The organism is Maricaulis sp. (assembly GCF_017642925.1).
GTDB lineage: Bacteria > Pseudomonadota > Alphaproteobacteria > Caulobacterales > Maricaulaceae > Maricaulis.
In genome coordinates this window covers 114,648-133,933 of the sequence record NZ_JAEPOL010000001.1, presented here as the reverse complement: position 1 = coordinate 133,933, position 19,286 = coordinate 114,648, and the positions used below count along the sequence as shown (strand labels likewise).

Here is a 19,286-nt window from a genome sequence, read left to right as displayed (position 1 = left end):
GGCCTAGCGATCCTTGCTGCTGCCCGTCTTGCCGCCGGCAGCGGGCCCGGCCGCACTGCGCATCAGCTCCATGAACTGGTTCGTCATCTGGCCACCAAAGGCCGACCATTGACGCATCAGAACCTCGGGGTCCAGCTGATCCATATTTGCTTCAGCCCGCTTCTGCATTTCCGCCATCAGGCTCTCATTGAGCGCCGTGACGTCCGGCAGGCCGAGAAAGCTGCGCGCTTCCTCAGGTGTGCATTCGATCTCGATGTTGACCTTCATGGCCGCCTCGCAGGATGGTGGGTCCTCTTCCAATGAACAGGAGCATGACATGACAGGTCAAGACATCCGCATCACCGGGCCGGCCGGCGAATTCTCGGCCTATCTGGCCAAACCGGCGAGCGGTACCGGACCCGGCATCGTCGTCCTGCAGGAAATCTTCGGCGTCAATCATGTGATGCGCGAGATGTGCGACCGCCTGGCCTCCCAGGGCTTCATCGCGGTCTGCCCCGACCTGTTCTGGCGGATCGAGCCGGGTGTCGACATTACAGACAAGACCCAGGCCGAGCTCGATAAGGCTTTCGATCTGATGGGCAAGTTCAACCCGGATACGGGCATCGAAGACGTCCAGGCCACCCTTGATCATGTGCGCAAGCTGGACGGGTGCACGGGCAAGGTGGGCGCCATCGGCTTCTGCCTCGGCGGGCTGATGGCCTATCTCACCGCAGCGCGCACCGACAGCGATGCCACGGTCGGCTATTACGGCGTCAATATCCCGAACTTTCTCGACGAGGCCGGCAAGATCTCGAAACCGCTGATGCTGCATATCGCCGGCCGCGACGAGTTCGTGCCGCCGGAATCTCAGGCCGCGATGCACACCGGCCTCGACCCGCACCTGCAGGTGACCCTGCACGACTATCCCGACGATGAGCACGCCTTCTCGCGCATCGAGGGGGCACATTATAATCCCGAGAGCGCCCATCTCGCCGACAGCCGCACCCTGGAATTCTTCCGGAAGAATCTGAAATCCGAATAGGCCGTATCTGCCGGCGCTTGCCTCCCGGGGCAGGCGCCGCAGACGCAACCCATCGATCTATTCCACCGCCGTCGCGGCAACCCAGCTTTCGCGCTTGGTCAGGCGTTTGAAATAGGCCTGTACATTCTCCGGTGCGCCGTCGAACTGGCGCATCACCTTGATCATGTAGAGCATGTAGACGATCGAGATATCGGCCGCGGTCAGCCGGTCGCCGGCCAGGTATTCGCGGTCACCGATTCCATGTTTCCCAATAAATTCAAGAAGATGACCCACTTCCGAACGGGCCCACTTGGCCAGTTTCGGGTCGCGCGCCTTTTCCGGCAGCAAGACCGTATGCGCCAGCAGCAGGCTGACCGGCATCATCATCCCGGCTTCGCCGAAATGCAGCCATTGCAGATACCGTCCATAATCGGCCTCGTCCGGTGTCACCTCCAGCGGCGACGGTCCGTAGCGGCCCAGGAGGTATTGCACGATCGCCAGAGACTCCAGGACGATCGTGCCCTTGTCGTCGAGCGCAGGAACCTTCCGCAAGGGATGGATTTCGGCATAGGCCTCGTCGCCGGCCGGGCGCGAGTCGAACTTCACCGGCACGATCTCGTGCGGCACACCCATTTCCTGCAACAGCCACAACACCCGGATCGAGCGCGTGCGCGGTGCGTGATAGACGCGAATTCCTGACGTATCGGCCATGGCCGGTCTCCCCTTATCCATGCTTGTGCGTGTCCTACCGTTCCACGGCGATCTTGCGCCGCCGCGCTGAATTTCAGCATGTCACAGATACAACTCTGTCGCGCTCATGGGATAGTGTCTCGCGACACTTTCCGGAGACACCCATGCTGAAGCGCCTCATCCCTTCCCTCCTCGTCCTGGCCGCCGCCTGTTCGCCGTCCACCCCGACAGCGCCAGAAACCGCCCTGGCCGCGCCGGCGATCCAGCTCGACTGTTTCCGCGAGACCGGGGCTGCCATGCTGGCCGCGCACCGCGCCGGCCCGGCGCCGGGCTATCCGGAAAACGCACTGTCCACCCTGCACCGTCTTGCCGAGCTGGGCGTACTCTATGCCGAGATCGATGTGCGCCGCTCCGCCGATGGCATGCTCTTCCTGCTGCATGATGACACGCTGGACCGCACCACGACCGGAACCGGCTCCCTGGACGGTCTCGCCTGGGACGCGCTGTCCGGCACCACACTGCGCGATCCGGACGGCACAATTGTCGAGGACACCATCCCGACCCTCGCAGACGCCCTGACGGTCGCGCGTGAGGCCGGCCTGGTCCTCAATCTGGATCTCAAATCGGTCTCCCCCGAAGAGATCGTCGGCTTTGTCCACGACCACGACGCGCGCGATGAAGTCGCCATCATCGCCTATTCGATCGACCAGGCTGCCGCCATCCACGCCCTCGATGACGGCCTCCTCCTCTCCGCTCCCAATGATCCGGCCGCCCTGAGCGCGGCCGGCGCCAATCTGGATGCCGTCTATATCTGGACCGGGGTCGGTGCCGCAGACGCCGACCAGGATGCCCGCCTGGCCGAAGCCGGACTGGAAACCTCCGCCGGTCTGTTCAGGCTCGAGAATGGCGATCCCGCCGTATACCAAACGGCTGCGGCAGCCGGTGTGGAACTGCTCTCGATCGACGATGTCGACACGGCTGTCGTCGCGCTGGGCGGTGCGGAGGCGCTGCAAGCACAGATCGCCGCCTGCACACCGGATTGACATAACGGTACATTGGTAACAATATACCGTTATGGCGAACACACTCATCCGGACGCAGACCGGTGTGCGGCTTGAAACCCGCACACTGAAAACCCTCAAGGCCCTGGCCGAATATCTCGATCTGTCGCTGGGCGATCTCCTTGAAGGGATCGTCTGGCACGCCTTTGAGGGCAGGCCTGCCTTTTCGCCCGAAACGCTGGCCAAGATTGACCAGCTCAAAGCCGTCTACGGGCTCGATCTCACGGCGGCGGACAGCCATACACTCTGCGAGGACAGCGATGACGCGCCTGCCTGATCCGGATCGCGAACTGGATGCCTTCCTGGCGGGACAGACCGATCCGTCCACCTTCTCCCACGCCGCGCATGTGCGTATTGCGCAAGGGCTGCTGGCCCGCACAGGCTTCCTGGATGCAGCCTGCCTCTACGATCAGGCCCTCGCCCGTATCACGGCGCGCGCCGGCGTCCCGCAGAAGCGCTCGGTCACCAAGACGCTGGCTTTCCTGTCACTGATCCGGGAAGGCGGCGGTATTCCGCATCCGCAGACGCTCGATACCTGGTACAGCCCGGCCCGCCTCGCCGACCCGGCATCCCGCGACGCCTTTCTGATGCCCGACCGTTTCATAGGCTAGTGTTTCACGGGAAACATCCTATGTGACAGGGGGTTGATACGGGAGCACACGCGATGAGTATCCAGGCAATCCGCATTCACGAGACCGGCGGGCCCGACGTGCTGCGTCTGGATACGGTCGATCTGGCCGATCCTGGACCGGGTCAGATTCGCGTACGCCACACGGCCATCGGCGTCAATTTCATCGACACTTATCATCGCTCCGGTCTCTACCCTCTGCCCCTGCCCAGCGGGATCGGCCTGGAAGCCGCCGGTATCGTCGAGGCTGTCGGCGACGGCGTGACGACGCTGCAGGAAGGCGATCGGGTTGCCTATGGCTCCGGACCGATCGGCGCCTATTCCCAGGCCCATATCCTGCCCGCCGGACGCGTCGCCAAAATCCCCGATGGCGTCAGCGACGAGCAGGCCGCAGCCCTCTTGCTGAAGGGCATGACGGTGCGCTATCTCTTCAAGGACACCTATGCGCTGCAAGCGGGCGATACGATCCTCTTCCATGCCGCCGCGGGCGGTGTCGGCCAGATCGCCTGCCAGTGGGCGGCCGATATGGGCGTCACCCTGATCGGCACAGCCGGCAGTGACGAGAAATGCGAGATCGCCCGGCAGAAGGGCGCCGCCCACACGATCAACTATTCCCGCGAGAATGTCGTCGAGCGCGTCCGCGAAATCACCGAAGGACGCGGCGTGCCGGTCGTCTATGACGGTGTCGGCAAGGATACGTTCGAGATGTCACTGGATTGTCTGGCGCCGCGTGGCCTGCTGGTGACATTCGGCAATGCGTCCGGGCCGGTGACCGGCGTCAACCTGGGCATCCTCACCCAGAAAGGCTCGCTCTACGTCACCCGGCCGTCCTTGATGCATTATGTGGCATCCGACGATGATCTCGCCGCGAACACCGCTGATGTCTTCGACGCCGTCGCCCGCGGCGCCATCTCGATCGCCATAAACCAGCGCTATGCCCTGGCCGACGCGCAAAAGGCGCATGAGGATCTGGAGGGGCGGCGTACCACGGGTGCGAGTGTTCTAGTGCCGTAGCGCACCTCGCCGATGTCATCCCGGATGAATGCCCCGCGAAGGCGGGGCGCAAGTCCGGGACCCATAATCCCGGTGATCGTCCCGCTATCGCTTAAACCGAGCCTGCTTCCGGCCTCAAGCGAGCGTATGGGTCCCGGCCCTCCGGCCTGCCTTCGCAGGCCATACGGCCGGGATGACAAACATCGGCGATGCAGACCTACGTATTCATCGAGTCGAAGAATTCGTCGTTGGTCTTGGTCTGGCGCAGCTTGTCGAGCAGGAACTCGATCGCGTCCTGGGCGCCCATCGGGTTGAGGATACGGCGCAGGACGTACATTTTCTGAAGCTGGCTGCGGTCGACGAGGAGTTCCTCTTTCCGCGTACCGGACTTGAGGATGTCGATTGCCGGGAAGACGCGCTTGTCGGCAACCTTGCGGTCCAGCACGATTTCCGAGTTACCCGTACCCTTGAACTCTTCGAAGATCACTTCGTCCATGCGCGAACCGGTATCGATCAGCGCCGTGGCGATAATGGTCAGCGAGCCGCCATTCTCGATATTCCGCGCAGCACCGAAAAAGCGCTTGGGACGCTGCAGGGCGTTGGCGTCGACACCGCCGGTCAGCACCTTGCCCGAGGACGGGACGACCGTGTTGTAGGCGCGGCCCAGACGCGTGATCGAGTCCAGCAGGATGACCACGTCGCGGCCATGCTCGACCAGGCGCTTGGCCTTCTCGATCACCATTTCGGAGACCTGGACGTGACGCGTTGCCGGCTCGTCGAAGGTGGAGGCGATCACCTCGCCCTTCACCGTGCGCTGCATGTCGGTGACTTCCTCCGGGCGCTCGTCGATGAGCAGCACCATGAGGTAGCAGTCCGGGTGATTATTCTCGATGGAGTGGGCGATGTTCTGCAGGAGGACGGTCTTGCCGGTCCGCGGCGGCGCGACGATCAGGCCACGCTGGCCCTTGCCGAGCGGGGCGACGATATCGATCACCCGGCCCGAACGATCCTTCACCGTCGGATCCTGCGACTCCATCACGAAGCGGCTCTCGGGATAGAGCGGCGTCAGATTGTCGAAATGCACCTTGTGACGGGCGCTTTCGGGATCCTGGAAATTGATCGAGGAGACCTTGAGCAGCGCGAAATAGCGTTCGCCGTCGCGCGGGCTGCGGATCTCGCCCTCGACCGTATCGCCGGTGCGCAGGCCGAATTTGCGAATCTGGGTCGGCGAGACATAGATGTCGTCGGGGCCGGCCAGGTAGTTGGATTCCGGCGAGCGCAGGAAACCGAACCCGTCCTGGAGGACTTCCATCACCCCGCCGCCATGGATCTCGACACCGCGTTCGGCGAGCGCCTTGAGAATGGCGAACATCATGCCCTGTTTGCGCAAGGCCGAGGCGTTCTCGATCTCCAGGGCCTCGGCGAACTGCAGGAGTTCGGTCGGCTTCTTTTCCTTGAGATCCTGCAGAGTCATCCGCTCCAGGCCTTCGAGCGGGGCGGGCAGGGAAGTTTCGTCGGTCATGATGGGTCTATCTGTCAGACATTACGGGCGACCATCCCCGGACGGGGAGCTGTCGCGTTCAAACAATCGGCGTGCCGGAGGATCCGGACACGACCTGTGACATGTGGAATGGGCTGGCGCGTCGTCGGACCGATGTCCTGCGCCACGCAAAGAAAGGATCCATAAGAGGAGTTACTCAAAGCCTTGCCACGCCTTGCCATCCTCGTCAAGCACAAGCGCGGGACCGTCGGCTATTTCAGCGCCACCACCGCGATCGGCACGATGAAGAAGGCCAGCAGGAAGGGCACTTCGTTGAGCATGCGATAGCGCTTGTCCGACCAGTCATTGGCGCCCTCGGCAAACAGGCGGGTCCGTTTGGAATAGACGCCATGCATCGCCGACATTGCCAGCACGAGTGCAAACTTGGCCATCCAGGCCCAGTGCAGGAAGATCGTCCAGCCGCCGGCGCGCTCGGCATTCGACCAGATCAGAAGCAGGCCGAACAGCCAGGTCGCGATCATCGCCGGGTTCATGATGCCCTTGAGCAGACGGCGCTCCTGGATTTTCAGCGTCTCGTCCAGCTCGCCGCCCGGCTGTGCGCCGCAGTGATAGACGAAGAGACGCGGCAGATAGAGCATCGCCGCCATCCAAGAGATCACCGCCAGGATGTGCAGGGCCCTCAACCAGTCATACGCTGCTGCCAGGATCATGCTGTTTCCAATTCCCCGTTCCGGCAGGGACATCCGGACCATTCCGCCGGACAGATCCGCCCGCCCGTATCGCATCGCGGACCGGGCGCCCCCGCCAGGGCAGACTTCACCAATGTCGCCAGGGATTCAATGAAAACGGCATCCAGACCCAGCGCCGGCACGCGGACATAGGAGCTCACCCCCTGCTCACGGGCCAGATCGCCATATTCCTCGTCGAGCTCGACCAGCGTTTCGATATGCTCGGAGACAAAGGCAATCGGGCTGAGAAGAATGTTCCGGCCGTCTTTCGCAGCGCCCTCGATCGCCTCTTCGGTCGACGGGCCGATCCATTCCAGCGGTCCGACCCGGCTTTGATAACAGACCTGCCAGTCCGGGAATTCCGGCAATTGGTGCATCACCGCCCCGACCGTCTGCTCGACCTGCCACTGATAGGGATCGCCATCCTCGATGACTTTCTTCGGCAGGCCGTGAGCCGAGAACAGCAGGCGGACATTGTCCGGCCGGCCCGCCTTTTCCCAGGTCTTGCGGATCAGCGCCGCATGCGCATCCACAAAGGCCGGTTCGGTGGGATAGCAGCACACGGTGCGCGTTTCCGGCCCGCCTGCCTCGCGCCAGCGCTTCAGTGAGCTTGCGGTCGTCGTGGTGGAAAACTGCGGATAGAGCGGCAGCAGCACGCATTCGTCCGGCGCCCAGGCCGAGACTTCTTCCGCCACATCCTCGGTCAGCGGATGCCAGTAGCGCATCGCCGGCCAGACACCGATCTCGCGATCGGGGAAAGCCTTTTCCAGCTCGGCCTTCAGTGCCTCAGCCTGTTTGCGGGTTTCCGGCAGGAGCGGCGAACCGCCGCCCATCTTGGCGTAATTGGCCCTGGCTTCCTTTGCCCGCGTGGTCGAGATCAGCAGCGCCAGCGCTTCCCGGATCAGGCCGGGCGCGCGGATAATCGCCGGGTCGCGGAACAGGTTACGCAGGAAGGGACGAACATCGTCCGGACCATCCGGGCCGCCCAGATTGAACAGCACAACAGCCAGCTTGCGGCGCGCATCACCCATGGCGCTCTCCTGATTCAGGCCCGCTCCCGGATGCACGCCAGCAATTCGTGGACATGCGCGACCGGGACATCGGGCGTAATGCCGTGACCCAGGTTGAAGATATGGGGCCGTCCCGACCAGCTATCCAGCAAACGCTGCGTTTCACTACGCAGGGCCGCACCGCCCGCCCGCAAGGCCGCCGGATCGAGATGCCCCTGGACCGGCATGCCCTCGGGCAGCATGGACTGCGCCCAGGCCGGATCCATGCCGGTATCGAGCGCCACGGCGGTGACGCCGGTCTCGCGGGCATAGCGGGCGTAGAAAGCCCCGGCTCCCCGCGGGAAGCCGATGATCGGCACGGTCACGCCGGCAGCCCGCACCTTGTCGACAATCCGCTTTGTCGGCCGGATCACGACCCGCTCGAACAGGGGTTCCGGAAGCCCTTCCGCCCAGCTGTCGAAAATCTTGAGAACCTCGGCGCCGGCCTCGGCCTGCATGACCAGGTATTCTGCCGTCGCATCGGCGATCCGGTCCAGCATGCCGTCAAAGGCTTCCGGGTGCTGCCAGGCCGCAACGCGGGCTGAAAACCGGTCCTTTGATCCCCCGCCCTCGACCATATAGGTCGCGACGGTCCAGGGCGCTCCGGCAAAGCCGATCAGCGTTGTCTCGTCTGGCAGTTCAGGCGCAACCCGGCGCAAGGTCTCACCGACCGGTGCCAACACTTCGCGGGCACGCTCTGGCGTCAGCGTCTCGAACGCCAGCGGATCGAAGGGCTCCAGCCTGGGACCCTCACCCGTGACGAACCAGACCTTGCGGCCCAGTGCGATCGGGATCAGCAGGATGTCGGCAAACAGGATCGCTGCGTCGAAGCCGAACCGGCGGATCGGCTGCAGAGTCACTTCGGCCGCCAGATCGGGCGAGAAACAGAAATCGATGAAATTCTTCGCCCGGGAGCGAACCTCCCGGTACTCGTCGAGATACCGGCCGGCCTGGCGCATCAGCCAGACCGGAGGCGGAGTGCGCGTCTCTCCGGAGAGGACGGCGAGCATCGGTTTTTTCGAAGTCAGTGTCATACCGCCTGATAGGCATCCGCGGGCTTTCGATCAATGCGTCCTTTTCACCAGCCCCTTTTTCTTCCCAAAACCATCTTATTGAATTGATGTGATTGTAGGGCCGTGAATGGTGTGGGCGAATACGGTTATACCGTTTTGCCGGATATCCCCGTCCACGGCGCGATATCCACACCCCGGCCAGAACGAGCCGTTTTAAAACCGAAACTCTTATTTAAATCCAACAAGCTGGATACATATCTTCAAAGAATATCGTGTCGAAAACGAGATACACCCTGTGAATTGCCGATATTCCTGAACAGGCTTGTTCACAGCGTCCGGCGTGTGGAAAGAGGTGTTGGTTGCGCCGGGTAACACCCGGTACTACTCACAGGGCGGGAAGCGAATGGCCAGAATGTGGCCGGTTTTCCCAATTTGTTAACAGATCGTAAACGCGATCGAGGGGCAAAAACGCGCCATGACCGTTCCGCCGTCCACACGCTTCGAAACATGTTTCCACATCCATATGGTGTCAGATTCAACCGGTGAGACATTGATGGAGGTGATGCGTGCTTCGGTGGCGCAGTTCGAAGGCACGCATCCGCTGGAACATTTGTACGCCCTGGTCCGCTCGTCACGGCAGATGGAGCGCGTGTTCGAAGAGGTGGAAGCCTATCCGGGCGTGGTGATGTACACGATCGTCAATGCCGATCTGCGCCGGGAGCTGGAAACGCGCTGTGCCGAGCTCGGCGTGCCGGCGATTGCCGTGCTCGATCCGATGCTCGCCACGCTGAGTACCTATCTCGGCCGGCCGGTGGCTAGCCGGGCCGGCGCCCAGCGCTCCTTGGACGCCGAATATTTCCGCCGCATCGACGCGCTCAATTATACAATGGCGCATGATGACGGACAGGGCGACGATTATGAAGCGGCCGATATCGTGCTGCTGGGCGTCAGCCGCACCTCGAAAACCCCGACCAGCGTCTATCTCGCCCATCGTGGCTATCGCGCCGCAAATATCCCGCTGGTCAAGGATGTGCCCCTGCCCGAGGCGATCTTCAAACTGCGCAATCCGCTCGTTGTCGGTCTGACCGCTTCACCGGAACGCATCGTGCAGATCCGCCGCAATCGCCTGCTGAGCCTGAATGAAGACCGCGATACCGATTATATTGACGACTTCGCAGTGCGCGACGAAATCCTTTACGCCAAGCGGCTCTACGCCAAGCATAAATGGCCGACCATCGATGTCACACGCCGATCGATCGAGGAAACGGCCGCCAAGATCATCAATCTCGTCAATGAAAAGCGCGCAGCCAAATCATGACTGACTTCGTCCTCGCTTCCGGCAGCCAGATCCGCCGCCAGATCCTCGACAATGCGGGCATCGATTTCTCGGTCGAAAAGCCCGACGTCGATGAGAGCGTGATCAAGGAGCAGCGCAGCGATCTCTCGCCGGCCGAGATGGCGCTGGTGCTGGGCAAGGCCAAGGCCGAAGCCGTTTCGCGCGGCCGGCCGAAAGCCCTGGTATTGGGTGCCGACCAGACGATGGAACTGGACGGCTCACTCCTCGACAAGCTTCCGGACGCCGCCCTCGCCCGCGATCGCCTGATGGCCATGCGGGGCCGGTCGCACCAGCTGCATTCCGGCCTGGCGCTTTATCGGGACGGTGAATGCGTCTGGCAGCACCAGCAATCTTCCACCCTGCATGTGCGCGCCTTTTCCGATGCCTTCCTCGACGACTATCTCGAGCGGGCCGGTTTTGCCCTGACCGCCAGCGTCGGTGCCTATGCGTTCGAAGGTCTGGGCGCGCAATTGTTCGAGAAAATCGACGGCGACTACTACGCCATTCTCGGCCTGCCGCTTCTGCCGCTGCTGGATGCGCTGCGCGAATTCGACGTGATCCCGGCATGACGGTCGGGCTGACAGGCCGGGCGGTCTTTGCCGGCGTGGTGGGCGATCCGGTCTCGCATTCGCTGTCGCCCAGACTGATGGGGCACTGGATCCGCACGCTCGGACTGGACGCCGCCTACCTGCCATTTGCCGTGCCGCCATCAGGTTTTGAGGCCTTTGTGCGCGGGCTGGCCGGCACCCAGGCCAGCGGCCTCAATGTCACCCTGCCACACAAGGAAGCTGCCCTGGCCCTGGCCGACCGGGCGACACCGGCCGCCAAGGCCATCGGTGCCGCCAATCTCCTGACATTTCATCCTGACGGTATTCTGGTCGACAATTCCGATGCCACCGGCTTCCTGAATGCCCTGGAACCCGCTAAACCCGCCTATCACCAGTCAACCGCCCTGGTGCTCGGTGCAGGCGGCGCGGCCCGCGCCCTGGTCCATGCGCTGGTGACATCGGGTGTCAATCATCTCATCATCACCAACCGGACCGCTGACCGGGCCCGGGCCCTGGCGGCTGAACTTGCCCCCGATGCCGCGATTGTCGCCTGGGACGACCGCGATGCGGCCCTCGCCGATGCCGACATCGTCGTCAATGCGACTGCGCTTGGCCTGAAAGGTGAAAACGACCTCGCCATGGACTGGGGAAAAGCGCGGTCCGGTGCGATCGTGTTCGACAGCGTCTATACGCCGCTCGTCACGGGTTTCCTCGCCGGGGCGAGGCAGGCCGGGCTTAAAACCATCGACGGGCTGGACATGCTGATCGGCCAGGCCCGGCCCAGCTTCCGCGCTTTCTTCGGCCGGGAAGCACCGGCCGATCCGCCGGTTCGTCCGGTCCTGCTTGAAGTGCTGGGAGCCCGCCCGTGAAAATCATCGGTCTGACAGGGTCCATCGGCATGGGAAAGTCGGCAACAGCCAGGCTGTTCCGCGAAGCCGGCATCCCGGTCTTCGACTCCGATGCTTGTGTGCATGCACTCTATGATGCCGGCGGCGCGGCCGTCGGGCCGGTTGAGGCCGCTTTTCCCGGCTCGCTTGCCGAAGACGGATCGATCGACCGGGCGCGGCTTTCCCGGCAGTTGAATGACGATCCGGACGGCTTTGCGCGCCTTGAAGCCATCGTGCACCCCCTGGTCGGCGAGGCCCGGCAGCATTTTCTCGATGTTGCAAAGAAAGACGGCGCCGACATCGTCATCCTGGATGTCCCGCTCCTGTTCGAAACGGGCGGTCATGAACATGTCGATGCGGTGATTGCCGTGCATGCACCGCATGATGTCCGCCGCGAACGCGTGCTGCAGCGGCCCGGCATGACGGAAGACAAGCTGGCGGCCATAATCGCGCGGCAGACACCTGATTCGGTGAAGCTCGAAAAAGCGGATTATATCGTTGAAACATCGGGCGGTTTCGACGATGCGCGTCAGCAGGTTAGCAAGATCATTGCGGCCCTGCGCGCCAGCTAGACATTTTGGGCAGGCGGCCGACAGCCAGAGAGGTCCAGGGGCGGACATGCGGGAAATTGTCTTCGATACGGAAACCACGGGTCTCGATCCCAATACCGGCGACCGGGTGACCGAGCTGGGCTGCGTCGAGGTGATCGACTGCATCCCGACCGGCAAGACCTTTCATGCCTACGTCAATCCGCAGCGCTCCATCCCCAAGGAAGTGATCGAGATCACCGGACTGACCGCGGAATTCCTCGCCGACAAACCCCTGTTCGAGGAGATCGCCGAGGATTTCCTGGCCTTTGTCGGCGACGCCGTCCTGGTCGCGCACAATGCGCCTTTCGACCGCGGCTTCATCAATATGGAGCTCGCGCGGCTCGGCCACCCCATCTATCCGGAAGACCGGTTCAAGGACACGGCCCGCATTGCCCGCGCCAAGTTTCCTGGTTCCTATGTGTCGCTCGATGCGCTCTGCAAACGGTTCGATATCTCGCTCGACACGCGTGACAAGCACGGCGCGCTGATCGACGCCCTGCTGCTGGCCGAGGTGTATCTGGAACTGACCGGTGGGCGCACCCGGGCGCTCGACCTGTCCGGCCGGCACGCCTCGGAGGGTGGCAAGGTGGCGTTTCCTGCGCGAGCGCCGCGGCCGCAGCCGCTGGTTTCGCGCGTGTCCGACGCAGAGCGCGCCGCCCATGCCGCCTTTATCGACGAGCTGGGCGACGACGCGCTCTGGAAACGTCTGTCGAACGTCTAGCGGCTTGCGTCAGTTCGACGCGGCCGGATCGCCATTGCCGTTCGTGTCGGCGCCCGGAACGGCCGCGGCACGCTTGGCCAGCTGCTGGCGGTAGAGGCTGGCGAAATCCACCGGATCCAGCATCAGCGGCGGGAAATTACCGTCGCGCGTGGTGTCGGCGAGGATGCGGCGCGCATAGGGGAAGATCATGCGCGGGCATTCGATCAGCAGGAAGGGCTCGCGCTCGGTGTCCGGGATGTTGGCCAGCTGGAACAGGCCGCCATAGGACAGCTCTGCGATGAAGACGACGCTGTCTTCACCGGCTTCGGTCTTGCGGCTGGCGCGCGCATTGATCACCAGGAGAACTTCAAACGTATCGTCGCCGACATTGCGGGCGCGCACGTCGATCGACAGGTCGATGCCGGGGGCCGGCTGACCCGGGCGCAGCGTGTCCGGCGCACCGGGATTTTCGAAGGAGAGATCCTTCACATACTGCGCCAGCACGCGAAGCTGCGGCTGGGCGGGCGTCTGGTTATCGGTCGGCGTGGACGGTGCGTCGGTCATTTAAGTCCCCGGATGAGCCCCGGTTCGGGCAAGGTGAATGTCGGACCCTTCTAACAGGGCCGCACTGAAACAAGGCGGGCCCGTTAACATGCGGGCCTGCCTGCGGCAAGCTGGCAGCACCACAGCGCAGAGGCTGACGTGACCGCCAATCCGGCCTATATCTAGGGACTGGACCTGTTGCTTGCCCAGTCTGGCGGACCTTGATGATCGAACTCCTCTCGACCCTTATCTTCGGTGCCATCGCCGTTTTCTTCGCCATCCGCCTGTATTCCGTGCTCGGACGGCGGGAAGGCCATATGGAAGCGCCAGCCCCCCGGGATGTCGAAACCCGCAAGGGCCTGGCGTCGGAAAACGCCACGCATCTGCGCCCGGCCTTCGAGGGACCGGCCGCGGCCGGTCTGGAAGCCATTGCCGCTGCCGATACCAGCTTCGACCCGGCGCGCTTCCTGGAAGGCGCCCGCGCCGCCTATGAAATGATCGTCGAGGCCTTTGCCCGGGGCGATCGCGAAACCCTCAAACCGCTGCTCGCACCAACCGTCTACGATCGCTACGAGGCCGCCATTGCCAAGCGCGAGACGAAGGGCGAGACCGTGCGTACGGAGATCGAGCGCATCCGTTCGGCCGAGATCACCGAGGCGGATCACACCGATCATGTCGCGACGATCAAGGTGCATTTCGATGCCGAGATCGCGACCGAGACCCTGGACGCCAATGGCAAGTCTGTCGCCGGCGACTTCAGTCGTCTCTCCACGGTCCACGAGGACTGGGTCTTCCAGCGCCGCACGGACGACAGCAATCCGAACTGGGTGCTGACCCGTGTCGCCTCGGCTTGATGGCCGGCGCGCACCCTGGACGGTCGCGGCCGGTTGTCTGCTGCTGATCGCATGCCAGCCGGAGCCTGAACCCGCGCCGCAGCCGGAAGAACCGCCGGCGCCCCTACCCGATACGCTCGAATTCCTGCCCGCCAGCTGGGATGCGCTGCCCGGCTGGGCAGAGGCCGATCTCGCCGACGCGCAATCGGCCTTCCTGCGCAGCTGTGAACGCCTGCGGGTGCGTGAGGGGGCTGCGGCGCTCAGCGAACGGGCCGCCTGGGCCGGAACGGTCGCCGACTGGCGCGAGGCCTGTACCCAGCTCGATGCGGTGGAACCCGGTTCGGCGCCGCTGCAGCCGGTTTTCGAGGCGGTGTTCACGCCGGTCCGCGTTGTCGCTGTGGAGCCGGAGAGCGGGACCGAGGCGCAAACCGGCATGATGACAGGCTATTACGAGCCTTTCGTCCATGTCCGTCCGGAGCCCGGAAACGGTTTCACCCAGCCCCTGCGCCGGCGTCCGGACGATCTGGTGACGGTCGATCTGGGCCGGTTCGATCCGGCCCTGGCCGGGCGCCGGATTGTCGGCGAGGTGCGAGGCGGCGAGCTGGTCCTCTACAAGGATCGCGGCGAGATCGAGCGCCTGAATGCCGGCGAGATTTTTGCCTGGGGCCGTCCGGCCGATGTCTTCTTCCTGCAGATCCAGGGGTCCGGCCGCCTGGTCTGGCCCGACGGTCATCAGGAGCGCGCCGCCTTTGCCGCGCACAACGGCCTGCCCTACCGCTCGATCGGCCGCGAGCTGATCGAGCGTGGCGAGCTGGAAGCGCATGCCGCGTCCAAGGCGGGGATCGAGGCCTGGCTGGAGGATAACGGTCCGCAGGCCACGGCCGAGCTGTTTGCCGTCAATCCGCGCTATGTCTTCTTCCAGACCCGGATGCTGGACGATCCGGCGATCGGTCCGTCCGGTTCGGCCGGCGTGCCGCTGACGCCGATGGCCTCGATCGCGGTCGACCCGTCCCAGCATGCCTATGGCGTGCCGGTCTGGCTGAGTGCCGACCTGCCCGAGCTGGGTCCTTGGTCCGGCCTGGTCGTGACCCAGGATACGGGCGGGGCGATCACGGGTCCGTTGCGGGTGGATTTTTTCTGGGGCTGGGGCGAGGCGGCAGAGCGCCGGGCCGGGTCGACGCGGGCGCAGGCAGAATGGGTGATGCTGTTGCCGCACACAGTGGTTGCGCGCCTGTTCGCCGAACGCCCGCCTGCGTGACCGGCCGTGAAGGGCAAGCGGACAATCCGGCCCGAGGAGCGCGCGCTCTGGCGGAAGGTGGCGCGGTCGGTGAAGCCGCTCGATGATGCCAAGAAACAGTCGCTTGAGCGTGACGAAGAGCCCCCATTGGTGCCCCCTTCGCGTAACATTGATGCCCCGTCCGGTGACGTTTCCGCCCGCAAGCCGGACAAGCCGCTGCCGCAGCGTCATGCCTATCGTGATCCGGCGACCCATCACCCGCCGGTGCCGCACGACCGGTCGACGGAAAAACGCGTGCGCCGGGGACGGGTGGAGATCGATGCCCGCCTCGATCTTCACGGCCTGACCCAGGACCAGGCGCTGTCCTCGCTGCGCCATTTTATCACGATGGCCCACAGGGGGGGATATCGCACCGTGCTGGTGATCACCGGCAAGGGGCTGAAGACGCGCGAGCGCGATGCCGAGCCGTGGGACTATGTCGAAGAACCCGGCGTCCTGCGGCGCAAATTGCCGGAATGGCTGGGCAGTCCGGAGTTTCGTCAGCAGGTGTCAGGAATAGCCCCCGCCCATATCCGCCATGGCGGCGGCGGGGCCTTCTATGTGACGCTGCGGGTCAAGCCGAAAACCGCCTGACACGACAGGACCGATCAGGATGAGCGAAGAGAGCTATATGACCCGCCGGCCCACGGCGGAGGAGACGGCGCGCCTGACCGTGCTGTCGGGCTGTTCCGGCGGTGGCAAGTCGAGCCTGCTCGAGGAACTGGCCCGGCGCGGACATGCGGTGCGGCCCGAACCGGGCCGCCAGATTGTGCGCGAGCAGACGCTGATCGACGGTCCGGGCCTGCCCTGGAAGGACCTTTCGCATTTCGCGGAACTGTGCCTGTCGCGCGCGGTGCATTTTCATGCGACGGCTGTGGCGGAGGCGCGGCGGACGATTTTCGACCGCTCCGTCGTGGATGCCGTCGCCGCGCTGGAGCGGACCGGTCTTGCCGTGGCCGGGCACCATCGCCGGATCGTCGAGCGGCTGCGCTATGCGCGTACGGTCTTCCTGGTCCCGCCCTGGCAGGACCTGTTCGAGCAGGACAGTGAGCGCCAGCATGATTTCGGCGCGGCGGTTGCCGAGTACGCGCATCTGCTGACCGCCTATCCGGCCGCCGGCTATGACGTCGAGATCGTGCCGAAAGGCCCGCTGTCGGCACGGGCCGATTTCATCGAGGCCCGGCTGGCTTGAAGGCTGAACATCATCCGGCCGGGGCCCGGGAGATGAGGATGCGGATGGCCGCGCCGCCGAACAGCACAGCGAAGACGGCGCTGAACGCGCGTTTGAGACGGGCATAGCCGCGCGCGACCGGCGGGGCGGCGAAGAGGATCGCATAGCCGCAGAAGATCAGCCCGGCCAGTGCCCCGAGTGCGGCGACGATGACGGCGAGTTCGGACAGGCCGGCGCCGGCCGGCAGGCCGAGGGAATACAGCGCGCCGAAAAACAACACCGCCTTGGGATTGGTCAGATGGATCATCAGGCCCCGGCGGTATGACGCGGCCGGCGAAGTGGGCGCGGTCCACTCGTCCGGCGTGTCGGCGGGGGTTTGCCGCTGCAGGGCGGTGCGGGCCGATCTGATCGCCAGATAAAGCAGATAGCCGGCGCCGAGATAGCGCACGAGGGTGAAGGCCCAGGCATGGCTGGCCATGACAACGCCCAGCCCCGCCGCGGCCAGCAGCGACCAGGTCACCGACCCGGTTGTCACCCCGGCGGCGAGGGCGAGCCCGTTGCGCCGGCCGTCCTGCATGGAGGCGGCAGCAATCGCCAGCGTGGCCGGACCCGGGCTGGCCATCACCAGCAAGCCTGCGCCCAGAATCCCCGCCAGCGAAACATCCATGCCGCGAGCCTTCCCGTGTCAGAGAATGAATTTCGACAGATCGGCATTCTTGGCGAGTTCGCCGACATGTTTGGCGACATAGGCCTCGTCGATCGTGATCGTCTCGCCGGAGCGGTCGGAGGCGGTGAAGGAGACCTCCTCCACCAGTTTTTCCATCACGGTCTGCAGCCGCCGTGCACCGATATTCTCGACGGTGGAATTGACGTCGGCGGCCAGCTTGGCCAGCGCTTTCACGGCATCTTCGGTGAAGTCCAGCGTCACGCCTTCCGTACCCATCAGCGCGGTGTACTGCTTGATCAGATTGGCTTCCGGCTCGGTGAGGATGCGGATGAAATCGGCCTCGGTCAGCGCGTTGAGCTCGACCCGGATCGGCAGCCGGCCCTGCAATTCGGGCAGCATGTCCGAGGGTTTGGCGACGTGGAAGGCGCCCGAGGCGATGAACAGGATATGGTCGGTCTTGATGGCGCCGTGCTTGGTGGCCACCGTCGTGCCCTCGATCAGGGGCAGAAGATCGCGCTGCACACCCTCGCGGGAGACATCGCCGCCGCGGGCGTCCGAGCGCGCGGCGATCTTGTCGATCTCGTCGAGGAAGACGATGCCGTCATTCTCGGCCAGCTTGATCGCCTCGGCGGTGATCTGGGCGTCGTCGAGCAGATTGTCGGCCTCTTCCTCGATCAGCGGCTCATAGGCATCCTTCACCTTCATGCGCACGGTCTTGGTCTTCTTCGGGAAGCCCTTGCCGAAGAGTTCGCCCAGATTGAGCACACCGGCCCCGCCCGAGGGCATGCCCGGAATATCCAGCATCTGCATGGGCGAGGACGTTTCGGACAGCTGGATCTCGACATCCTTGTCGTCCAGCTCGCCGGCGCGCAGGCGCTTGCGGAAACTGTCCTTGGTGCTCTCCGACGCGCCCGGCCCGACCAGCGCCTCGAGCACGCGATTCTCGGCGGCGGTGTGGGCGCGCGATTTCACTTCCTCGCGCTTTTTCTCGCGCACCAGGGAAATGGCGATCTCGACCAGGTCGCGGGCGATCTGATCCACATCGCGGCCGACATAGCCGACCTCGGTGAATTTGGTCGCTTCCACCTTGATGAAGGGCGCCCCGGCGAGCTTGGCCAGGCGGCGGGAGATCTCGGTCTTGCCGACACCGGTCGGCCCGATCATCAGGATATTCTTCGGCGTGACTTCCTCGGCGAGTGTCTCGTCCAGCTGCCGCCGCCGCCAGCGATTGCGCAAGGCGATGGCCACGGCCTTCTTCGCGTCGGACTGGCCGACGATGTGGCGGTCGAGTTCGGAGACAATTTCGCGTGGAGAAAAATCGGTCATCGAGAGCTTTGCGTTGCCTGTTGGTCAGCATGATGTAATCAGGGCTATGGCCTGAAACCAGTCCCGAAAGGCAGAACGCCCATGAGCCGTCCCCGTTTCCACCTGGCTTTTCCCGTCAACGATATTGCCGAAGCGCGCCGTTTCTATGGCGGTCTGCTCGGGTGTCCGGAAGGCCGTTCGGCCGAGAACTGGGTCGATTTCGACCTTTATGGCCACCAGATCGTCGCCCATTACGCGCCGGACGAATGCACGCCGCCGCCCACCGGCGCGGTCGACGGCCACCAGGTGCCCTGCCGCCATTTCGGTCTTCTGCTGGATTGGTCCGACTGGGAAAGCCTGGCGGAAAAATTCCGCGATGCCGGCTTCGAATTCGTCATCGAGCCCTATGTCCGCTTCGAGGGCCAGCCGGGCGAACAGGGCACATTCTTCGTCCGCGACCCGGCCGGAAACAATCTTGAATTCAAGACCTTCCGCAACGACGACCAGATTTTCGCGGCGTAAGTTTCTTCTCCGCGTCTGCGGGTAGAAAAGCGGGGCGCTCAACTTGCCGGTTTCCCCGGACCCCGTTCCGGGGCCCGGCATACGAAGGCAACTGTGCTCAGCCCGTCAGCAGTCACAGGCCCCGGCACAAGGCCGGGGGAAGTGTGTTTGGGGTGAAGCTGCTGCTCTTACGCCTACGGCCGTCGTGCCCGGCATCAACACACCGCCGCTGACGCGGCGCCCCTCCGTCTCGCCGCTCACGCGGC

Annotated in this window: 24 protein-coding genes; 15 read left to right on the top strand and 9 right to left on the bottom strand. The window is 64.2% G+C overall.

Translation table 11 applies throughout. The annotated features are described in order from the left end of the window. Positions 1 to 3: 3 nt before the first annotated feature. Complete coding sequence (locus JJ918_RS00670) at positions 4 to 267, bottom strand: DUF6489 family protein (protein ID WP_291881981.1); 264 nt, start codon at positions 265 to 267, stop codon at positions 4 to 6. Positions 268 to 316: 49 nt separating this feature from the next. Here JJ918_RS00670 and JJ918_RS00665 point away from each other — a divergent pair, with 49 nt between their 5' ends. Continuing rightward, positions 317 to 1,021: a dienelactone hydrolase family protein gene (locus JJ918_RS00665; protein WP_291881979.1), complete on the top strand. Its 705-nt coding sequence runs from the start codon at positions 317 to 319 to the stop codon at positions 1,019 to 1,021. 57 nt (positions 1,022 to 1,078) lie between these two features. Here the strand turns inward: JJ918_RS00665 and JJ918_RS00660 are convergent, their stop codons facing one another. After that, positions 1,079 to 1,711, bottom strand: a complete 633-nt coding sequence (locus tag JJ918_RS00660; protein WP_291881975.1) for a glutathione S-transferase family protein — start codon at positions 1,709 to 1,711, stop codon at positions 1,079 to 1,081. A gap of 143 nt (positions 1,712 to 1,854) precedes the next feature. Between JJ918_RS00660 and JJ918_RS00655 the strand changes: the two genes are divergently transcribed. The 4 genes from JJ918_RS00655 to JJ918_RS00640 are packed head-to-tail and all read left to right on the top strand — an operon-like array spanning position 1,855 to position 4,393. Then, complete coding sequence (locus tag JJ918_RS00655; RefSeq protein WP_291881972.1) at positions 1,855 to 2,733, top strand: glycerophosphodiester phosphodiesterase family protein; 879 nt, start codon at positions 1,855 to 1,857, stop codon at positions 2,731 to 2,733. A gap of 31 nt (positions 2,734 to 2,764) precedes the next feature. Then, positions 2,765 to 3,028 carry a hypothetical protein gene (locus tag JJ918_RS00650; RefSeq protein WP_291881968.1) on the top strand — a complete coding sequence of 88 codons (264 nt, stop codon included), beginning with the start codon at positions 2,765 to 2,767 and terminating at the stop codon, positions 3,026 to 3,028. Next, positions 3,012 to 3,362 carry a hypothetical protein gene (locus JJ918_RS00645; protein WP_291881965.1) on the top strand — a complete coding sequence of 117 codons (351 nt, stop codon included), beginning with the start codon at positions 3,012 to 3,014 and terminating at the stop codon, positions 3,360 to 3,362. Before JJ918_RS00650 ends, JJ918_RS00645 begins: the two co-directional genes overlap by 17 nt. 53 nt (positions 3,363 to 3,415) lie before the next feature. Continuing rightward, positions 3,416 to 4,393, top strand: coding sequence for a quinone oxidoreductase (locus tag JJ918_RS00640; protein ID WP_291881963.1), 978 nt, complete (start codon positions 3,416 to 3,418; stop codon positions 4,391 to 4,393). Between the two features lie 196 nt (positions 4,394 to 4,589). On the opposite strand, the gene rho is transcribed toward JJ918_RS00640, so the two are convergent. From rho to hemE, 4 genes are all read right to left on the bottom strand, one after another. Next, positions 4,590 to 5,894, bottom strand: a complete 1,305-nt coding sequence (gene rho / locus JJ918_RS00635; protein WP_367277609.1) for a transcription termination factor Rho — start codon at positions 5,892 to 5,894, stop codon at positions 4,590 to 4,592. A gap of 230 nt (positions 5,895 to 6,124) precedes the next feature. Next, on the bottom strand, positions 6,125 to 6,583 hold the full coding sequence (locus JJ918_RS00630; RefSeq protein ID WP_291881960.1) for a CopD family protein: 459 nt from the start codon (positions 6,581 to 6,583) through the stop codon (positions 6,125 to 6,127). Then, a complete protein-coding gene (hemH, locus tag JJ918_RS00625; RefSeq protein WP_291881957.1) occupies positions 6,580 to 7,632 on the bottom strand; it encodes a ferrochelatase in 1,053 nt (350 codons plus the stop codon). Before hemH ends, JJ918_RS00630 begins: the two co-directional genes overlap by 4 nt. 14 nt (positions 7,633 to 7,646) lie before the next feature. After that, a complete protein-coding gene (hemE, locus tag JJ918_RS00620; protein WP_291881955.1) occupies positions 7,647 to 8,684 on the bottom strand; it encodes a uroporphyrinogen decarboxylase in 1,038 nt (345 codons plus the stop codon). A gap of 454 nt (positions 8,685 to 9,138) precedes the next feature. Between hemE and JJ918_RS00615 the strand changes: the two genes are divergently transcribed. The 5 genes from JJ918_RS00615 to dnaQ are packed head-to-tail and all read left to right on the top strand — an operon-like array spanning position 9,139 to position 12,745. Continuing rightward, complete coding sequence (locus tag JJ918_RS00615) at positions 9,139 to 9,981, top strand: pyruvate, water dikinase regulatory protein (protein WP_271187244.1); 843 nt, start codon at positions 9,139 to 9,141, stop codon at positions 9,979 to 9,981. After that, positions 9,978 to 10,568, top strand: a complete 591-nt coding sequence (locus JJ918_RS00610) for a nucleoside triphosphate pyrophosphatase (RefSeq protein ID WP_291881947.1) — start codon at positions 9,978 to 9,980, stop codon at positions 10,566 to 10,568. The genes JJ918_RS00615 and JJ918_RS00610 overlap by 4 nt, the downstream gene beginning before the upstream one ends. After that, positions 10,565 to 11,416, top strand: a complete 852-nt coding sequence (gene aroE, locus JJ918_RS00605) for a shikimate dehydrogenase (RefSeq protein WP_291881944.1) — start codon at positions 10,565 to 10,567, stop codon at positions 11,414 to 11,416. Before JJ918_RS00610 ends, aroE begins: the two co-directional genes overlap by 4 nt. Then, on the top strand, positions 11,413 to 12,006 hold the full coding sequence (coaE, locus tag JJ918_RS00600; RefSeq protein ID WP_291881942.1) for a dephospho-CoA kinase: 594 nt from the start codon (positions 11,413 to 11,415) through the stop codon (positions 12,004 to 12,006). The genes aroE and coaE overlap by 4 nt, the downstream gene beginning before the upstream one ends. Before the next feature lie 46 nt (positions 12,007 to 12,052). Next, entirely contained in the window at positions 12,053 to 12,745 is a 693-nt protein-coding gene (gene dnaQ / locus JJ918_RS00595) for a DNA polymerase III subunit epsilon (protein WP_291881939.1), read from the top strand. Positions 12,746 to 12,754: 9 nt separating this feature from the next. Here dnaQ and secB read toward each other — a convergent pair whose 3' ends face one another. Further along, positions 12,755 to 13,288, bottom strand: coding sequence for a protein-export chaperone SecB (gene secB / locus JJ918_RS00590; protein WP_291881935.1), 534 nt, complete (start codon positions 13,286 to 13,288; stop codon positions 12,755 to 12,757). 203 nt (positions 13,289 to 13,491) lie between these two features. Here secB and JJ918_RS00585 point away from each other — a divergent pair, with 203 nt between their 5' ends. From JJ918_RS00585 to JJ918_RS00570, 4 genes are all read left to right on the top strand, one after another. After that, positions 13,492 to 14,121, top strand: a complete 630-nt coding sequence (locus JJ918_RS00585; RefSeq protein ID WP_291881932.1) for a Tim44/TimA family putative adaptor protein — start codon at positions 13,492 to 13,494, stop codon at positions 14,119 to 14,121. After that, on the top strand, positions 14,105 to 15,358 hold the full coding sequence (locus JJ918_RS00580; RefSeq protein ID WP_291881929.1) for an MltA domain-containing protein: 1,254 nt from the start codon (positions 14,105 to 14,107) through the stop codon (positions 15,356 to 15,358). The genes JJ918_RS00585 and JJ918_RS00580 overlap by 17 nt, the downstream gene beginning before the upstream one ends. A 69-nt stretch (positions 15,359 to 15,427) precedes the next feature. Beyond that, positions 15,428 to 15,970 carry a Smr/MutS family protein gene (locus JJ918_RS00575; protein ID WP_291881927.1) on the top strand — a complete coding sequence of 181 codons (543 nt, stop codon included), beginning with the start codon at positions 15,428 to 15,430 and terminating at the stop codon, positions 15,968 to 15,970. A gap of 37 nt (positions 15,971 to 16,007) precedes the next feature. Continuing rightward, positions 16,008 to 16,568 carry an AAA family ATPase gene (locus JJ918_RS00570; RefSeq protein WP_291881924.1) on the top strand — a complete coding sequence of 187 codons (561 nt, stop codon included), beginning with the start codon at positions 16,008 to 16,010 and terminating at the stop codon, positions 16,566 to 16,568. A gap of 10 nt (positions 16,569 to 16,578) precedes the next feature. Here JJ918_RS00570 and JJ918_RS00565 read toward each other — a convergent pair whose 3' ends face one another. Both JJ918_RS00565 and hslU read right to left on the bottom strand, forming a co-directional pair. After that, on the bottom strand, positions 16,579 to 17,214 hold the full coding sequence (locus tag JJ918_RS00565; RefSeq protein ID WP_291881921.1) for a LysE family transporter: 636 nt from the start codon (positions 17,212 to 17,214) through the stop codon (positions 16,579 to 16,581). 18 nt (positions 17,215 to 17,232) lie between these two features. Continuing rightward, positions 17,233 to 18,540, bottom strand: a complete 1,308-nt coding sequence (hslU, locus tag JJ918_RS00560; RefSeq protein ID WP_291881918.1) for an ATP-dependent protease ATPase subunit HslU — start codon at positions 18,538 to 18,540, stop codon at positions 17,233 to 17,235. Positions 18,541 to 18,621: 81 nt separating this feature from the next. Here hslU and JJ918_RS00555 point away from each other — a divergent pair, with 81 nt between their 5' ends. Next, a complete protein-coding gene (locus tag JJ918_RS00555) occupies positions 18,622 to 19,041 on the top strand; it encodes a VOC family protein (RefSeq protein WP_291881915.1) in 420 nt (139 codons plus the stop codon). Positions 19,042 to 19,286 lie beyond the last annotated feature (245 nt).

Bases quoted from the DNA above. Each gene is read 5' to 3' on its own strand.
- JJ918_RS00670 (WP_291881981.1), bottom strand. From the start codon at position 267: ATGAAGGTCAACATCGAGATCGAATGCACACCTGAGGAAGCGCGCAGC.
- JJ918_RS00665 (WP_291881979.1), top strand. From the start codon at position 317: ATGACAGGTCAAGACATCCGCATCACCGGGCCGGCCGGCGAATTCTCG.
- JJ918_RS00660 (WP_291881975.1), bottom strand. From the start codon at position 1,711: ATGGCCGATACGTCAGGAATTCGCGTCTATCACGCACCGCGCACGCGC.
- JJ918_RS00655 (WP_291881972.1), top strand. From the start codon at position 1,855: ATGCTGAAGCGCCTCATCCCTTCCCTCCTCGTCCTGGCCGCCGCCTGT.
- JJ918_RS00650 (WP_291881968.1), top strand. From the start codon at position 2,765: ATGGCGAACACACTCATCCGGACGCAGACCGGTGTGCGGCTTGAAACC.
- JJ918_RS00645 (WP_291881965.1), top strand. From the start codon at position 3,012: ATGACGCGCCTGCCTGATCCGGATCGCGAACTGGATGCCTTCCTGGCG.
- JJ918_RS00640 (WP_291881963.1), top strand. From the start codon at position 3,416: ATGAGTATCCAGGCAATCCGCATTCACGAGACCGGCGGGCCCGACGTG.
- rho (WP_367277609.1), bottom strand. From the start codon at position 5,894: ATGACCGACGAAACTTCCCTGCCCGCCCCGCTCGAAGGCCTGGAGCGG.
- JJ918_RS00630 (WP_291881960.1), bottom strand. From the start codon at position 6,583: ATGATCCTGGCAGCAGCGTATGACTGGTTGAGGGCCCTGCACATCCTG.
- hemH (WP_291881957.1), bottom strand. From the start codon at position 7,632: ATGGGTGATGCGCGCCGCAAGCTGGCTGTTGTGCTGTTCAATCTGGGC.
- hemE (WP_291881955.1), bottom strand. From the start codon at position 8,684: ATGACACTGACTTCGAAAAAACCGATGCTCGCCGTCCTCTCCGGAGAG.
- JJ918_RS00615 (WP_271187244.1), top strand. From the start codon at position 9,139: ATGACCGTTCCGCCGTCCACACGCTTCGAAACATGTTTCCACATCCAT.
- JJ918_RS00610 (WP_291881947.1), top strand. From the start codon at position 9,978: ATGACTGACTTCGTCCTCGCTTCCGGCAGCCAGATCCGCCGCCAGATC.
- aroE (WP_291881944.1), top strand. From the start codon at position 10,565: ATGACGGTCGGGCTGACAGGCCGGGCGGTCTTTGCCGGCGTGGTGGGC.
- dnaQ (WP_291881939.1), top strand. From the start codon at position 12,053: ATGCGGGAAATTGTCTTCGATACGGAAACCACGGGTCTCGATCCCAAT.
- secB (WP_291881935.1), bottom strand. From the start codon at position 13,288: ATGACCGACGCACCGTCCACGCCGACCGATAACCAGACGCCCGCCCAG.
- JJ918_RS00585 (WP_291881932.1), top strand. From the start codon at position 13,492: ATGATCGAACTCCTCTCGACCCTTATCTTCGGTGCCATCGCCGTTTTC.
- JJ918_RS00570 (WP_291881924.1), top strand. From the start codon at position 16,008: ATGACCCGCCGGCCCACGGCGGAGGAGACGGCGCGCCTGACCGTGCTG.
- JJ918_RS00565 (WP_291881921.1), bottom strand. From the start codon at position 17,214: ATGGATGTTTCGCTGGCGGGGATTCTGGGCGCAGGCTTGCTGGTGATG.
- hslU (WP_291881918.1), bottom strand. From the start codon at position 18,540: ATGACCGATTTTTCTCCACGCGAAATTGTCTCCGAACTCGACCGCCAC.
- JJ918_RS00555 (WP_291881915.1), top strand. From the start codon at position 18,622: ATGAGCCGTCCCCGTTTCCACCTGGCTTTTCCCGTCAACGATATTGCC.